Source organism: Micromonospora sp. WMMD754 (assembly GCF_049315235.1).
Taxonomy (GTDB): domain Bacteria; phylum Actinomycetota; class Actinomycetes; order Mycobacteriales; family Micromonosporaceae; genus Micromonospora; species Micromonospora sediminicola.
The window spans coordinates 5,853,590-5,868,380 of sequence record NZ_CP186058.1 but is presented as its reverse complement, the minus strand read 5'-3'; the positions used below and the strand labels follow the sequence as shown (position 1 = coordinate 5,868,380).

Here is a 14,791-nt window from a genome sequence, read left to right as displayed (position 1 = left end):
TCGGGCCTTCGGGATCCAAGCTCTGAGATCAGGCCCGATCGGCGCAACTGGCACTCTTGCCATCAATGACGAACGTGTGACAACTTCGACGAGCCCGATCGGCCGAGCCTCACCGGCCGAACGGCTGCCCGGGGCTGCCCGAAAGGCTGCCCGTGCTCAGCTCCAGGAGGTATCCACATGCGACTCTCCGGGTCTCCGCGGCGTCACGCCACCGCCCTCACGGTGGCCGGCGCGCTGGTCGTCGGCTCACTGGCCGGCGCACCGGCGCACGCCGCACCCGGGACGTCCGCGTCCCCCGAACAGGCCACCGCGCTCGCCGCCGCACTCGGCGACCGCTCCGCCGGCACGTACGCCGAAGCCGGCGGCGCGATGGTGGTCACGGTGACCGACGACGCCGCGGCCCAGAAGGTCCGCGCGGCCGGCGCCACCCCCAAGCTCGTCACCCGAGGCGCGGACGACCTGGCCCGCGCCACCACCGCCCTCGAGAAGTCCGCCCGCATCCCCGGCACCGCCTGGTGGACCGACCCGGCCACCAACCAGGTCGTCGTCTCCGTCGACAGCACCGTCACCGGCGCGAAGCTGGACCGGGTGAACGCGGTGGCCCGCGCGCTCGACGGCACCGTCCGGATCGAGCGCGAGGCCGGCACGCTGAGCACCCGCGCCGCCGGTGGCGAGGCCATCTACGCCGAGGGCGGCGGACGCTGCTCGCTCGGCTTCAACGTGCGCAGCGGCTCGACGTACTACTTCCTGACCGCCGGGCACTGCACCGCCATCGCCGCCACCTGGTACGCCGACTCGGGGCAGAGCAGCCAGCTCGGCACCGGCGGCACCGGGAGCTTCCCGGGCAACGACTACGGCATCGTGCAGCACACGAACGCCGGCGCGGCCGAGGGCAGCGTCTCCCTCTACAACGGCGGCAAGCAGGCCATCACCGGCGCGGCGGACGCCTTCGTCGGGCAGTCGGTGCAGCGCTCGGGCAGCACCACCGGCCTGCACGGCGGCACGGTGGAGGCGCTCGACGCCACGGTGAACTACGCCGAGGGCAGCGTCTCCGGCCTGATCCGCACCACGGTCTGCGCCGAGCCGGGCGACAGCGGCGGCTCGCTGTTCAGCGGCAGCAGCGCGGTCGGCCTGACCTCCGGCGGCAACGGTGACTGTTCGTCGGGCGGAACGACCTACTTCCAGCCGGTCACCGAGGCGCTGAGCGTCTACGGCGTGGACCTCGTCTGAGCCGAACCGCGCACGGGACGGGCCACCGGGTAACCGGTGGCCCGTCTTCGCGTGCGCTGGTCATGTTCTGGCGGCCCGGGCCAGGACGTTTGCCGAAACGGCAAGGAACCTTGCCGCGGGCCTCCGACCGGCGCACGATGGCGGTGCCGGGACGGGAGCGCCCGGCGGCGAAGGAGGCACGCATGACCGCGCACCAGCACGGGCACCACGAGAACCCGCCGGCGGACACCGACCCCGCCCGGTTCTGGGACGAGCGCTACAGCCAGTCGGACCGGATCTGGAGCGGCCGGGTGAACCCGGTCCTCGCCGAGGTGGCCGCCGACCTGTCGCCCGGCACCGTGCTCGACCTGGGCTCCGGCGAGGGTGGCGACGCGATCTGGCTGGCCGCGCGGGGCTGGCGGGTCACCGCCGTGGACGTCTCGTCCGTCGCGCTGGACCGCCTCGCGGCGGAGGCCGAGCGGGCCGGCGTGGCGGAACGGATCACCACCCTCCGGCACGACGTGACCCAGGGCTTTCCGCCCGGCCGGTTCGACCTGGTGTCGGCGCAGTTCTTCCAGTCGCCGCTGGTCCTGCCCCGAGAGAAGGTGCTGCCCCCGGCCGCGGCGGCGGTCGCGCCCGGTGGCCGGCTGCTCGTCGTCGAGCACGGCGCGCCGCCGCCGTGGTCCGGTCTCGACCCGGACGACCCGCGCTTCGCCACCCCGGAGGAGATCCTGGCCGCCGTGGACCTCGACGCGGACGGCTGGGAGATCGAGCGGCTGGGCGCGGCGCACCGCACCGCCACCCACGACGGTCACACGGGCGAGCTGGTCGACCACGTCGTCCTGGTCCGTCGCCGCTGACCGCCCGACCGTCCGGCCGGGCCCGACGCCGGGCCGTCCCGGCGGGGAACCGTCACGCCCGTGCCGGCGGACGGGGTCGGGTCAGCAGCAGGACCAGCAGGCCGCCGGCGCACAATGCCGTGCTCATCCCGTACGCCCAGCGGTAGCCGACCTGCGCCGCGATCCCGAGCAGCGGACCGGCGAGCATGGCGCCGATCGGGAACGAGTTGGTGAACAGCGTGGTCGCCCGACCGGGTTGGCCGGGCAGCAGATCCTGCACGTAGGTGATGGCGACGCCCGACACCGCGGCGATGAACATCGCGTTGACCGGCTGCGCCAGCAGCAGCACCGTGACGGTCGGGGCCGCGGCGGCGACCGCGTAGTAGGCGACGCCGCAACCGGCGCCGAGCAGGATCAGCGTCCGCAGCCGGACCCGCGCGGTCAGCACGCCCAACCCGAGCATCAGCGGGATCTCCAACGCCGCGCACAGGCCCAGCACGAGCCCGGCGTCAGCCGGCTCGCCGCCCAGGTCCCGGCCGATGAACAGCGGCATCGCCTGCACACCGAGCGTCATCGGGCACTGCACCAGGACGAAGGCGACCACGGTGAACGCCAGCCGCCACCGCGACGCGCCGGGCGCCGCGACGCCGGGGACGTCGGCCGCCGGTCGGGCCGGGACGGGCAGCTCCTCCAACCGGAACGCGGCCAACAGCGCCGCCGCCGCGTACAGGCCGGCCGCGACGCCGTAGACCAGCCGGAAACCGCCGACGGAGAGCAGGACCGCGGCCAACGCCGGGCCGGCCACCCAGGCCAGCGAGAACACGGTACGCAGCACGCTGATGCCCAGGGCGGCCCGGCCCGGACTGTCCCGGTCGAGGAGCTGGCGGGCGTAGGCGAACGACTGCGGGAACAGCGAGTTGGCCAACGCGACGGCGGTCGCGGTCAGCCCCAGCAGGACCCAGTAGTCCCGCACGACCGCGGTCAGGCCGGCGCCCACCATCCCGGCCAGCGCCGCGCCGACGAGCAGCCGGCGACGGATCGGCCGTCGGTCCGACAGGCGGCCGACCAGCGTGGAGATCGTGACGCCGGAGAGCGGCGCGACGACCAGGAACACGGTCACCCGCAGCGGATCCGCGCCGACCTCGCTGTCGAGGAACAGCGACAGGAACGGCAGCACCACGGCGACGGACAGGCCGACGCTGAGGAACATCAGCGCCAGCGGGAGCAGCCGGAGGCGGCCGGCGCGCGCCGCCGGCCTGGTGTCCACAGCCATGCGGCGGACTGTACGCCGCACCGGTGACAGCCCTCTCCGCACGCGACCCGCACGGCGCCCTTACCGTCCTCGAACATGCCCCGGCTAGCGTCGGCGTACATGACGGAACGGGAAGCGGTGGCACACCTGCTGCGGCGGGCGACGTTCGGGCCGACCGCCGACGAGGTGGACGCCGCCGAACGGGCCGGCTTCGCCGCCACGCTCGACCGGCTGCTCGACCCCGGCGGGGCGGACCGGGGCGCGGCGGCCACCCCGACACCCGATCTCGGCCCGGACCCGGCGGCGGCGCTCGACAAGGCAGCCACGCGCGAGCAGCGTCAGCAGGCCAACCGCCGGCGCCGCGAACAGGCGACCGCGCTGACCGACTGGTGGCTGGCGCGGATGGTCGCCGCCGAGCACCAGTGCGACGAGAAGCTGCTGTTCTTCTGGCACGGGCACTGGGCGACCAGCGTGCAGAAGGTGCGGTCGGCGCCGCTGATGCTGCGCCAGCTCGACACGCTGCGCCGGCTCGGTCGCGGACCGCTGGCCCCGCTGGTGGACGCCATGGTGCGCGACCCGGCGTTGATCCTCTGGCTCGACGGGCAGCAGAACACCCGGCGGGCGCCGAACGAGAACCTGGCCCGGGAACTGATGGAGCTGTTCACGCTCGGCATCGGCGGAGGCTACGAGGAGACCGACGTGAAGGAGGGCGCGCGGGCGTTGACCGGGTGGACGGTCGACCGGCGGACCGGGGCCGCCCGCTTCGTGCCCCGTCGGCACGACCCGGGCCGCAAGACGATCCTCGGCCGCAGCGCCGCCTTCGACGCCGGCTCCTACGCCGCCCTGCTCGCCGGCCGCCCGGAGACCGCCCGGTTCGTCGCCGGCCGGCTCTGGTTCCGCTACGCCGGCGCGCAGGTGCCCGCGCCGGTGGACCTCGCCGGCCCGGACACCGTCGGCACCCTGCGCCGGATCCTCACTGCCCCGGCGTTCGCGCAGACCCGGGACACGCTGGTCAAGCAGCCCGTCGAGTGGTTGGTCGGCGCGGCCCGGCAGCTCGGTGTCCGGCCGTCGGCGCTGCCCGAGGCGGGGCGGCGCCGGCTCCTGGCCGGGCTGAACGCCCTGGACCAGGTGCCGCTGCGTCCGCCGAGCGTCGGTGGCTGGCCGGCCGGCACGGCGTGGCTGACCACGTCGTCCCTGCAGGCCCGGCTAAGGGTGGCCGACCACCTGGCCGCCGTCGCCGATCCGGCGGTGCTGGCCCGGCTCACCGCCGCGCCGCCGGCCGGTCGGCCCGAGGCGTTGGCCCGCCTGCTGGTGGTCGACCGGTGGAGCGACCGCACCCGGGCGGCCCTGGCCCCGCTGGCCGGACAACCGCGCCGGCTGCTGGTGGCCGGTCTGGTCAGCCCCGAGTACGCGGTCAGTTGAGAGGAGCGATCCATGGACGTCCTGACCCGACGGCGGTTCCTGGTGGCCAGCGGTGTGGTCGGTGCGACCGCCCTGGCCGGCGGCGCCGCCGCGTACCGCCTGAACGACCTGCTCGCCACCGCCGGCGACCGGGATCCCGAGGCCCGCACGCTGGTCCTGGTGACGTTGTACGGCGGCAACGACGGCCTGAACACGGTCGTCCCGTACGCCGACCCCGCCTACCGGGACGCGCGACCCGACCTGGCGTACACCGCCGAGGACGTGCTGCGGCTCGACGACGGCTTCGGACTCAACCCGGCGCTTCCCGGCCTGCACCGCGCGTACGGCGCGGGCCGGCTCGCGGTGGTGCGGGGCGTCGGCTACCCGAAGCCCGACCGCAGCCACTTCCGGTCCATGGACATCTGGCAGACCGCCCAGCCGGACCGGCCCGGCACCACCGGCTGGCTCGGCCGTTGGCTGGACCGGGCCGGCGGCGACCCCCGGCTCGCCGTCTCGTTCGAGCCCGCCCTGCCGCCCCTGCTGGCCGGGGAACGCGGGGCCGGGGCGTCGGTGCCGGTGCCGGACCGGGAGACCGCCCCGCAGCTCGGCGCGGAGACGCTCACCGCGCTCGCCGCCGCCGCGCCGGACGACTCGCCCGCCCGGGCCCGCGCCGCGGCCTGCTTCGCCGACCTGCGCGCGGTGGACGCGATGGTCGCTCAGGTGCGTGCCGCGCCGGCGGGGGAGGAGGCCGAGGACGACGGGGAGAGCGCGCCGGCCACCGCCACCGGTGGCGCCCGGGTCTCCCTGGACGCGCAGCTCGACCTGGTCGCCCGGTGCGTCGAGGCCGACGTGACCACGCGGGTGTTCTCCGTCTCGCTCGGCGGCTTCGACACCCACGCCGACGAGAAGCAGCTCCAGCAGGTGCTCCTCGGGCAGCTCGACGGCGCCCTGACCCGCTTCGCCGACCGGATGGCCCGCACCGAGGCGGGGCGGAAGGTGGTGGTGGCGGTCTACTCGGAGTTCGGCCGCCGGGTACGGGCCAACGCCTCCGACGGCACCGACCACGGCACCGCCTCGAACGTGCTGCTGCTCGGCGCGCCGGTCGACGGCGGCCTGTACGGCGAGCCGCCCAGCCTGACCGACCTCGACGACGGCGACCTGAAGCACACCACCGACTTCCGGGACGTCTACGCCACCGTGCTGGAGCGGGTGCTGGACACCGACCCGGGCGCGGTCCTGGGCGACTGGCGGGGGCGGCTCACCGGCGTGCTCTGACCTCGCGCCCGATCACCCGACGGCGGTGGGGGAGGGGGGTGCGCTGCCGCCGCGCGGCCCCTCGGCGGTCATCAGCCGGACGATCTCCGCCCGGTCGGCCGCCGACGGCAGCCCCCACTCCGGCCGGTAGCCGTACACCTGGTCCAGCGGGGTGGAGGCGGTGCGGCCGTCCAGGATCTCGACGGCGTCGGTGCCGATCAGCCCGGGATGCTCGACGCCGCACGCCTCCGCGACCTTGACCAGATCGCGCCGCAGCGTGCGGATGTAGTTGGCGGCCCGCACCGACTTGCGGGCCGGGTCCAGCCCTCGCGCCAGCCAGGCGTTCTGGGTGGCGACGCCGGTGGGGCAGGTGTCGGTGTGGCACTTCTGCGCCTGGATGCAGCCGATCGCCAGCATGGCCTCCCGGCCGACGTTGACCATGTCGGCGCCGAGCGCGAACGCCACCACCGCGTTGTCCGGCAGGCCGAGCTTGCCGGCGCCGACGAACACCACCTGCTCGTGCAGGTCGCGCTCGGCGAAGGTCCGGTAGACCCGGGAGAAGCCCTGCTGGAACGGCAACGAGACCGAGTCGCTGAAGATCAGCGGGGCGGCGCCGGTGCCGCCCTCGCCGCCGTCGACGGTCACGAAGTCCACGCCCCGGCCGGTGTCCCGCATCAGCGTGGCCAGCTCCTCCCAGAAGCCCAGGTCACCGACGGCGGACTTGATGCCCACCGGCAGGCCGGTCTCGGCGGCGAGCAGCTCCACCCAGTCCAGCAGGCTGTCGCAGTCGGAGAACTCGGCGTGCCGGGACGGGCTGACGCAGTCCTGGCCCTGGGGGATGCCCCGGGTGGCGGCGATCTCGGCGGAGACCTTCGCCGCCGGCAGCAGGCCGCCGAGGCTGGGCTTCGCGCCCTGGCTGAGCTTGATCTCCAGCGCCCGCACCGGCGCGCCGGCGACCAGGTCCTTGAGCCGGTCCAGGCTGAACCGGCCGCGTTCGTCCCGGCAGCCGAAGTAGGCGGTGCCCAGCTGGAAGACCAGCTCGCCGCCCTTGCGGTGGTGGGGCGACAGTCCACCCTCGCCGGTGTTCTGCAGGCAGCCGGCCAGCGCGGCGCCCCGGTTGAGCGCCTCCACCGCGTTGCCGGAGAGTGAGCCGAAACTCATCCCGGAGATGTTGACCACCGACTCCGGACGGAAGGCGCCCGGCCGGCCGCGCGCCGCGCCCAGCACCTTGGCGCAGGGCAACGTCACGTCGTGCCCGGCGCCCGGGGCCGACGGTGGCACCGCCCGGCCGAACGTCCGGTGCTTGATGATCGGATAGCCGGCCGTGTGCTCGATGTCGTTGTCGGTGCCGAACCCGAAGTAGTTGTTCTCCTGCTTCGCCGAGGCGTACACCCAGCGCCGCTGGTCGCGGGTGAAGGGCCGCTCCTCGTCGTTGCCGGCCACGACGTACTGGCGCAGCTCCGGCCCGATCGACTCGATCAGGTAGCGGGCGTGCCCGAGGACGGGGAAGTTGCGCCGCAGCGCGTGGTCACGTTGCAGCAGGTCGCGCGCGGCGATCGCGGCCACGGCGGCGACGGCGGCGGGTACGGCTCTCCTGGCCCAGCTCATCCCGCCACTCTTTCCGCCACGGCCACCGGTCAAACTCCGTGGAACCCGGGTGGCGCGCGCGGTGTCATGACGGTGGACCGAGGTGGAGGTCGCCCTGGACGACGACGACATCGTCACCCGCGTGCGCGCCGGTGACCGGGAGGCGTACGACCTCCTGGTCGCCCGGCACACCGCGTCCGCGTACCGGACCGCGCTGCTGCTCGGGGCCGGTCCGGACGCCGAGGACGTGGTCCAGGAGGCGTTCGTGAAGGCGTACCGGAAGCTGTCCCGGTACCGGGGCGAGGCGTCGTTCCGGTCGTGGCTGCTGGCCATCGTGGCCAACGAGAGCCGGAACCTGCACCGGTCGCGTACCCGGCGGCACGGGCTGACGCTGCGCGCGGCGACGGCCGGCCCGACGACGGACACCACCACCGACGACGGCCTCGACGCGGTGCTCGCCGCCGAGCGACGGGCCGCGCTGGTGGACGCGCTGCGCCGCCTGCCGGCGCGCGACCGCGAGGTGATCGTCTGCCGCTACCTGCTCGACCTCGGCGAGGAGGAGACCGTGACCGTGCTGGGGCTCCCCCGGGGCACGGTGAAGTCGCGGACCCACCGGGCGCTGGCGAAGCTGCGCGGCCTGCTCGACCGCGAGGTGGTGCGTCGTGGATGACCTGGAGCGGGAGCTGCGCGACCTGGCCGCGTGGCTGGAGCCGGCCGGGTCGCCGGACGTGACCGCCCGGGTCCGCGCCCGCCTCGCCGAGCCGGCGCCGCGACGCCGGTGGCGGTACCGGGTGGCCGCCGCGCTCGCCGTCCTGCTCGTGGTGGCGCTGCCGCCGGGGCGGGCCGCCCTGGCCGACGCGGTGGCCGGGCTGCTGCGCTTCGCCGGCGTGGTCGTCGACACGTCGTCCACGCCACCGCCCCCCGGCGGCGCCCCGTCGCCGCCGCCGGGGCAGCGCCCGGTCACGCTGGTCGAGGCGCAGCGTCAGGTCCGCTTCCCGATCCGGGTGCCGGCCCGGCTCGGCGCACCGGAGCGGGTGCTGGTGGCCGACCCGGACGACGCCGGCGGCCACCGGGTCGCGAGCCTGCTCTGGCGGGGCGGCGCGCTGCGGCTGGACGCCTTCGACGGCGCGCTCGACCCCGTGTTCCACAAGCAGGCGGCCGGGGCGGACGTCACGTTCACCCAGGTGCGCGGCGACTTCGCGATCTGGGTCGGCGGCCCGCACGCGCTCGCGTACGTGGACCGGGGCGGGACGGTGCGGGTGGCCACCGCGCGCCTGTCCGCGGCGACGCTGATCTGGCAGCACGCCGGGGTGAGCTACCGGCTGGAGGGCGACCTCGGGCGGGACGAGGCGATCGGGATCGCGGGCTCGCTGGGCTGAGGCGGGAACCTTCCGGGCGCGGCCGGTGTCCTGCTGGCGAGGTTCGTCGTCGATCGGGGGTGCGGGATGTCGCGTCCGGGCCGGGTCCTGGTGGTGTCGGTGGTGGTGCTGGCCGGCTGCACGACCGCGGGGCCGCCGGACCCGCCGCGGTCGGCCGTCGCCTCCTCCGCGTCGACGGGCTGTTTCTCCCGGGTGGACACCGGCCCGCTGCCGGAGTGGGCGGACGCCGGCTTCACCGGCGACACCCGGGTGCCGCACGTGCTCGGCGCCCGGGGTGACATCGTCGCGGTCCTGTTCGGGCATCCGCTCACCCACGGCCGCGGCGACGGGCCGGCAAACAAGGTCCTCTGGGTGGCGCGCCCGGCGCCGGGCGCGACCGACCCGGCGACGTCCGCCACCCTGGTGATCACCGCGACCCGGGACGGCACCGCCACCCGGGTCACGCGCGAGGTGGCCGGCGGGCCCGGACCGTCCATCCTCGACCTGCCGGCGCCCGGGTGCTGGCACCTGCGGTTGGACTGGTCCGGCCGGGTCGACACCCTGGACCTCACCTACCGCTCCGCGGCCGGCTGACCCGGGCATGGTCGCGCCCGGCGCGGGTAACGCCCGGGCATGGCGAAGTACACCAGGCCCGAGCTGCGGGAACGGCTCAAGGATGAGATCAGGGCCTCCGACAAGGGTGGGCGGCCGGGGCAGTGGTCCGCCCGCAAGTCGCAGCTGCTGACGAACGAGTACAAGAAGCGCGGTGGGGGCTTCGAGGGACCGAAGGACGAGCGGCAGCGCTCGCTGCAACGCTGGGGCGGCGAGCAGTGGCAGACCCGGTCGGGGGAGACCCGCGCGCGCAAGGACGGCGAAACTCGCCGTTACCTGCCGAAACAGGCCTGGGAGGAGCTGTCGGAGAAGGAGCGGCAGGCGACCGACACCCGCAAGCGGCGGGCGTCGCGCTCCGGCCGGCAGTACGTGTCGAACACCGGCCCGGCGAAGCGGGCCCGCCGGGACGCGACGGCGGCGGAGCAGGTGAACGAGCTGCCGGTGGCCGAGGCGGTCAAGCTCGTGCGGGGCCTCGACACGCGTCAGCTGAACGCGGCGTTGCGCCGGGAACGCGGGGGCAAGGCCCGCAAGACGCTGATCGGACGCCTGGAGTCGGAACTCGGCCGGCGCCGCGCGGCCTGAGCAGGACGGCGTGGCCCGGCGCGGCCTCCCCGCGCCGGGCCACCTCGGTCAGCCCGCCGCGCAGGTGGGCGTGCCGGAGGGGGCCGTACCGGTCCCCTGGAAGCCGAACTCGGTGCTGCCGCCGGCACCGACCTGGCCGTTGTAGGCGACGTTGCGGAACGTCACCGCGCCGCTGGCGCCGCTGGCCTGGGCGCTCCACGTGTTGGTGACCGTCGAGCCCGACGGCACGGTGAGCGTCACCGTCCACCCGTTGAGCGCGTTCGCGCCGGCGGTGACGCGGACGGTGGTGACGAACCCGCCGGGCCACTGGTTCGTGGTGAGCGACGCGGTGCACCCGCCGCCGGTGGGCGGGGGAGTCGTGGGCGGCGCGGTGGTGGGCGGCGTGGTCGTCGGCGGCGGCGTGCTCGGGGGCGTGGTGGTCGGCGGCGTCGTCGTGGGCGGCGGGGTGCCGCCGGCGTTGAGCGCGTCGAGCGCGGCGGTGTAGGCCGCCTTCTTGTTGCCGTTGCCGTCGAAGAGCAGCGGGGTGCCGCCGGCGCGCCAGGAGTCGCTGTCCCGGATCCCCCAGACGGTGATGCCGGTGCACCGCGACACCGCCAGGCAGTCCTTGACCACGTTGGCGTACGTGGTGGCCTGGGCGCTGCCCGAACCCTCGATGTCGAGTTCGGTGATCTGCACGTCGACGCCGAGGGCGGCGAAGTTCTGCAACGTGGTGCGGTAGTTGCTCGGGTACGGCGAGCCGCTGTTGAAGTGCGACTGCAGGCCGACGCAGTCGATCGGCACGCCCCGGGCCTTGAAGTCCTTGACCAGGTTGTAGACGCCCTGGGTCTTGGCCCAGCTCCAGTTGTCGGTGTTGTAGTCGTTGTAGCAGAGCTTGGCGCCCGGGTCGGCGGCGCGCGCGGTGCGGAACGCCACCTCGATCCAGTCGTTGCCGGTGCGCTGGAGGTTGGAGTCGCGGCGGCCGCCGCTGCCGTCGTCGAACGCCTCGTTGACCACGTCCCAGGCGTAGATCTTGCCCTTGTAGTGGGTGGCGACCTGGGTGATGTGGTTGACCATCGCCTGGCGCAGCGCGCTGCCGGACAGGTTCTGCGCCCAGCCGGGCTGCTGCGAGTGCCAGGCCAGCGCGTGGCCGCGTACCCGCATGCCGTTGGCCTGGGCGTGCGCGACGATCCGGTCGGCATTGGCGTAGCTGAACTGGCCCTGGGACGGCTCGGTGGCGTCCCACTTCATCTCGTTCTCGGGGGTGACCATGGTGAACTCGCGGTTCAGGATGCCGACGTATGTGCCGTCCGACAGCTTGTTCGCGGCCACCGCGGTGCCGAAGTAGCGGCCCTGTTCCGCCGCCGCCGCGCCCAGGGTGGTCCCGGCGCTGGCGCTGGTCGCCACCGCGACCGTGGCCGCGACCAGCGCGGCGCCGACGGCGGCCGACAGCAGGGCGGCACGCGGCCGGTATCGGGCGGTCGGGCTCCCGCTGCCGCGGGCGAGCACCTTGTCCATCACGAAGCCTTTCTCACGGGTGGTGGATGAGGAGCCCGCTCCGACGACTTGCCCGCCACGGCGCCGGCGCGGCGCGGCTGCCCGGGGCCGCGCGTGCCGGGGTGCGTTCCCCGCCACCGTGAGTCGGTCGGAGGCCGCTCCCGCGGGAGGGCTCCATTCGCGACCGTCATTCTCCGCATCGGGCCGCAACAACGTCAACGATTTCCGGAAGGTCGCGGCGGGGCCCGCCGGAGGATCGGCCCCGCCGCGACGCTCGGGATGCGCTACCGGCGCGGCTGCTGCGGGACGCGGGGCAGCACGAACGGCGGGCCGGAGAAGATGAGGTCGGCCTTCATCTCCTGGTACGCGCGCTTGGGCCGGTAGTTCTCGTCGTACGCGGTGGCCAGCCCCTCCGGCGGGTTCTCGAACCAGTCCGGCACCCAGGAGTGCCGGTCGGTGAAGCCCCAGAGCGTGAACGACAGGCAGTGCCGCTCGGCCAGGCAGGCGCGCAGCAACGTGCTGAAGTTCGCCGCGGACGCCTGCAACCGCGGGTTGATCTCGGCGGAGTCACCCGCCTGGACCCCGGCGGTGAGCTGGCTGCGCACGTCGACCTCGGTGAACGCGGTGGCCAGCCCCAGGCCGGCGAACCTGCGCAGCGCTGCGGCGACCTGGAGGGTGTCGTAGTTGCCGTACTGGGTGCCCAGGTGCCCCTGGCTGCCGACCCCGTCGATCGGCACCCCTCGGGCCCGCAGGTCACGGGCCATCTCGTAGACGAACTGCGTCTTGTCGTCGGCCGGGTTGCCGGAGCCGAACGCCTCGATGTTGTAGTCGTTGTAGAACAGCAGCGCCTTCGGGTCGGCGGCCCGGGCCCAGCGGAACGCGTCAGCGATGTAGCCGGGACCGAGGTTCTCCGCCCAGAAGCCCTTGTAGTGCAGCGTGGACGGGGTGTCCCAGGGGTCGCTGACCGCCTCGTTCACCACGTCCCACTGCCAGATCCGGCCCTTGAAGTGGCGCACCACCGCGGTGATGTGGTCGCGCAGGATCCGGCGCAGCTCGGCCTTGTCGATCGAGCCGTCCGCGACCCCGTCGGTGAGCCAGGCCGGCAGCTGGTTGTGCCAGACCAGCACGTGGCCGCGGACCCGCTGGCCGTGCTGGCGGGCGAAGTCGACCAGCTGGTCGGCCGGTGTCCAGTTGTAGGTTCCCCGGGTCGGCTCCAGGCTCTCCCACTTCATCGCGTTCTCGGCGGTGACCGTGGAGAACTCGGACCCGGCCAGCTCGCGGTAGCGCGGGTCGGCGGGGTCGGCGAGCGCGTCCATGTCCACCGCGGTGCCGATGTACAGGCCGTGCCGCTGGGCCAGCGCGCGCAGGCTCTGCGCGGCCGGATCGTAGGGGCGGCCGGCGGTGGCGGGGGCGACGTTGAGGGCGGCGACGGTGGCCACGGCGACCGCGCCGGCGACGATCCAGCGTCTCAGCTTCATGGTCGTTCCTTCCGGAGGGACGGTTCCGAAACTTCCGGGATACTTCCGAAAGTGATCCGGAACACTACGGACGTCGATGTCGGTCGTCAACCGTCCCTCCGGGACGCTCACTCCTGCCGATAGGTGGCGTGGTCGAAGTCGGCGTACCCGCCGTCGCCCCCGAGGTCCTGCACCCAGAGGCCGAGGAACGCGCCGGTGAAGCCCCAGGCGGCCGGCTCGCCGTCGACGACGAGGGCGGCGTGCTCGTCGGAGAGGATCGTCGCGTCCAGGTCGACCGGCAGGTCCCGCCAGCCGTCACCCAGGTCGTACCCGACGTGGACCACCGGCCCGTCGAACCGCGCCCGCAGCCCGACCCGCGCGCCGTCGCCGGCGTCCACGGTGAGCTCCGGATACGCGGTCCGCCGGCCCCGGTCGCAGCTCAGCAGCTCGAGCACCCGGCGGCCGTCGTCGGCCCGGGTGAGGTAGAGGTGATGCCAGTTGGTCGTGTTGTAGTACGCGGTGACGCCGGCCAGCTGCCGGTGGTCGGCCGGGTCGAACTCGACGACGGTCTCCAGCACGCACCGCTCGGCGCCGACCCGGCGGGCGACCAGGCTCGGCGTCTGCCGGCCCACCGGGGACTGCCCGCCGTGCAGCCGCAGGTACGACGGGCGCGCCGTCAGGTCCAGCCACTCCTCGCCGGCCGGACGGCGCAGCGTCGACCAGCGGGCGGACAGCGTGGGCCCGTCGAAGTGGTCGGTGGCCGGCTCGTCCGGCCAGGGGTGCGCGGGCAATTCCGGGGCCGGGACGGTGTCGGCCGGCACCCGACCGGGCACGGCCGGCCACTGCCCGGCCGGCCAGTCGACCCGCTGGATCGCGGTCTCCCGCCCGAGGACGCAGTTGCCCAGCGGGGAGTAGGGGCGGGCCACCAGGTGGGCGAGGTACCAGTCGCCCTGCTGCGTCTCGACCAGGCACCCGTGGCCCGCCTTCTGCAGTCGCAGGTCCGGCCGGCCGGCGGAGGTGAGCAGCGGTCCCCTCGGGTCGGCCAGGTACGGGCCGAACAGGTGGCGGGAGCGGGCGACCGTGACCTGGTGCTCCCAACTGGTCCCGCCCTCGGCCGTGACCAGCCAGTACCAGCCGTCGCGCCGGTAGAGGTGCGGACCCTCGGTCAGCCCGGCCGAGGTGCCGTGGAAGATGATCCTCGCCTCGCCGACCAGCCGTCGTCGCTCGCGGTCGTAGCGCTGGATCTCGATCCCGCCGAAGCGGTCCCGGCCCGGCCGCCAGTCCGCGCTCAGGCTCAGCAGCCAGGTGCTGCCGTCGGTGTCGTGGAACAGCGCCGCGTCGAAGCCGTGCGCGTGCAGCTTCACCGGGTCCGACCAGGGCCCGCCGATGTCCGGGGCGGTGATCAGGTAGTTCTGTGGGTCCCAGTAGCCGCTGGCGAAGCTGGCGACGTCGCTGTAGACGAGGTGGAACAACCCGTCGTGCCAGGTCAGGTCCGGCGCCCACACCCCGTTGGAGTCCCCGCAGCCCCGCAGGTCCAGCAGCCGGCGCTCGGTGACGATCCCGCCGAGCGGGCGCCAGTGCACCAGGTCGCGGGAGTGATGGATCCCGACCCCCGGATACCACTCGAAGGTCGAGGTGGCCAGGTAGTAGTCGTCGCCCACGCGCAGGATCGAGGGATCCGGGTGGAACCCGGTGAGGACCGGGTTGCGGATCGACCGGGTGACGGCGGGCAGGGGGGCGATCTCGGTCGACATCGGCGACTCCTCG

The 14,791-nt window shown here is 74.5% G+C and carries 13 protein-coding genes; 8 read left to right on the top strand and 5 right to left on the bottom strand.

The features are described 5' to 3' along the window. The first annotated feature begins 177 nt into the window (after positions 1 to 177). Both ACN27B_RS27600 and ACN27B_RS27595 read left to right on the top strand, forming a co-directional pair. Positions 178 to 1,230 carry a S1 family peptidase gene (locus ACN27B_RS27600; protein WP_091574001.1) on the top strand — a complete coding sequence of 351 codons (1,053 nt, stop codon included), beginning with the start codon at positions 178 to 180 and terminating at the stop codon, positions 1,228 to 1,230. A 182-nt stretch (positions 1,231 to 1,412) separates the two neighbouring features. After that, entirely contained in the window at positions 1,413 to 2,069 is a 657-nt protein-coding gene (locus tag ACN27B_RS27595; protein WP_091574002.1) for a class I SAM-dependent methyltransferase, read from the top strand. A gap of 52 nt (positions 2,070 to 2,121) precedes the next feature. On the opposite strand, the gene ACN27B_RS27590 is transcribed toward ACN27B_RS27595, so the two are convergent. Next, positions 2,122 to 3,321, bottom strand: coding sequence for a sugar efflux transporter (locus ACN27B_RS27590; RefSeq protein WP_099160603.1), 1,200 nt, complete (start codon positions 3,319 to 3,321; stop codon positions 2,122 to 2,124). A gap of 99 nt (positions 3,322 to 3,420) precedes the next feature. Between ACN27B_RS27590 and ACN27B_RS27585 the strand changes: the two genes are divergently transcribed. Then, a complete protein-coding gene (locus ACN27B_RS27585; RefSeq protein ID WP_422742021.1) occupies positions 3,421 to 4,722 on the top strand; it encodes a DUF1800 domain-containing protein in 1,302 nt (433 codons plus the stop codon). A gap of 12 nt (positions 4,723 to 4,734) precedes the next feature. Continuing rightward, the gene (locus ACN27B_RS27580) at positions 4,735 to 5,976 is read left to right on the top strand and encodes a DUF1501 domain-containing protein (RefSeq protein ID WP_422742019.1); all 1,242 of its coding nucleotides are present in this window, start codon (positions 4,735 to 4,737) and stop codon (positions 5,974 to 5,976) included. 12 nt (positions 5,977 to 5,988) lie between these two features. Here ACN27B_RS27580 and ACN27B_RS27575 read toward each other — a convergent pair whose 3' ends face one another. Next, positions 5,989 to 7,563, bottom strand: a complete 1,575-nt coding sequence (locus ACN27B_RS27575) for an FMN-binding glutamate synthase family protein (RefSeq protein WP_091574006.1) — start codon at positions 7,561 to 7,563, stop codon at positions 5,989 to 5,991. Between the two features lie 82 nt (positions 7,564 to 7,645). Between ACN27B_RS27575 and ACN27B_RS27570 the strand changes: the two genes are divergently transcribed. The 4 genes from ACN27B_RS27570 to ACN27B_RS27555 all read left to right on the top strand — a co-directional run bounded on the left by ACN27B_RS27570 (position 7,646) and on the right by ACN27B_RS27555 (position 10,094). Beyond that, entirely contained in the window at positions 7,646 to 8,212 is a 567-nt protein-coding gene (locus ACN27B_RS27570) for an RNA polymerase sigma factor (protein ID WP_422742017.1), read from the top strand. Continuing rightward, the gene (locus tag ACN27B_RS27565; protein WP_099160606.1) at positions 8,205 to 8,921 is read left to right on the top strand and encodes a hypothetical protein; all 717 of its coding nucleotides are present in this window, start codon (positions 8,205 to 8,207) and stop codon (positions 8,919 to 8,921) included. The genes ACN27B_RS27570 and ACN27B_RS27565 overlap by 8 nt, the downstream gene beginning before the upstream one ends. A gap of 66 nt (positions 8,922 to 8,987) precedes the next feature. After that, positions 8,988 to 9,494, top strand: coding sequence for a hypothetical protein (locus ACN27B_RS27560; RefSeq protein WP_099160607.1), 507 nt, complete (start codon positions 8,988 to 8,990; stop codon positions 9,492 to 9,494). Between the two features lie 39 nt (positions 9,495 to 9,533). Next, positions 9,534 to 10,094, top strand: a complete 561-nt coding sequence (locus ACN27B_RS27555) for a DUF5872 domain-containing protein (RefSeq protein WP_099160608.1) — start codon at positions 9,534 to 9,536, stop codon at positions 10,092 to 10,094. A gap of 48 nt (positions 10,095 to 10,142) precedes the next feature. Here ACN27B_RS27555 and ACN27B_RS27550 read toward each other — a convergent pair whose 3' ends face one another. The 3 genes from ACN27B_RS27550 to ACN27B_RS27540 form a co-directional block, all read right to left on the bottom strand. Beyond that, entirely contained in the window at positions 10,143 to 11,588 is a 1,446-nt protein-coding gene (locus tag ACN27B_RS27550; protein WP_099160609.1) for an endo-1,4-beta-xylanase, read from the bottom strand. A gap of 263 nt (positions 11,589 to 11,851) precedes the next feature. After that, positions 11,852 to 13,045: an endo-1,4-beta-xylanase gene (locus ACN27B_RS27545; RefSeq protein WP_099160610.1), complete on the bottom strand. Its 1,194-nt coding sequence runs from the start codon at positions 13,043 to 13,045 to the stop codon at positions 11,852 to 11,854. A gap of 107 nt (positions 13,046 to 13,152) precedes the next feature. Then, positions 13,153 to 14,778 carry a glycoside hydrolase family 43 protein gene (locus ACN27B_RS27540; RefSeq protein ID WP_099160611.1) on the bottom strand — a complete coding sequence of 542 codons (1,626 nt, stop codon included), beginning with the start codon at positions 14,776 to 14,778 and terminating at the stop codon, positions 13,153 to 13,155. Between the last annotated feature and the right edge of the window lie 13 nt (positions 14,779 to 14,791).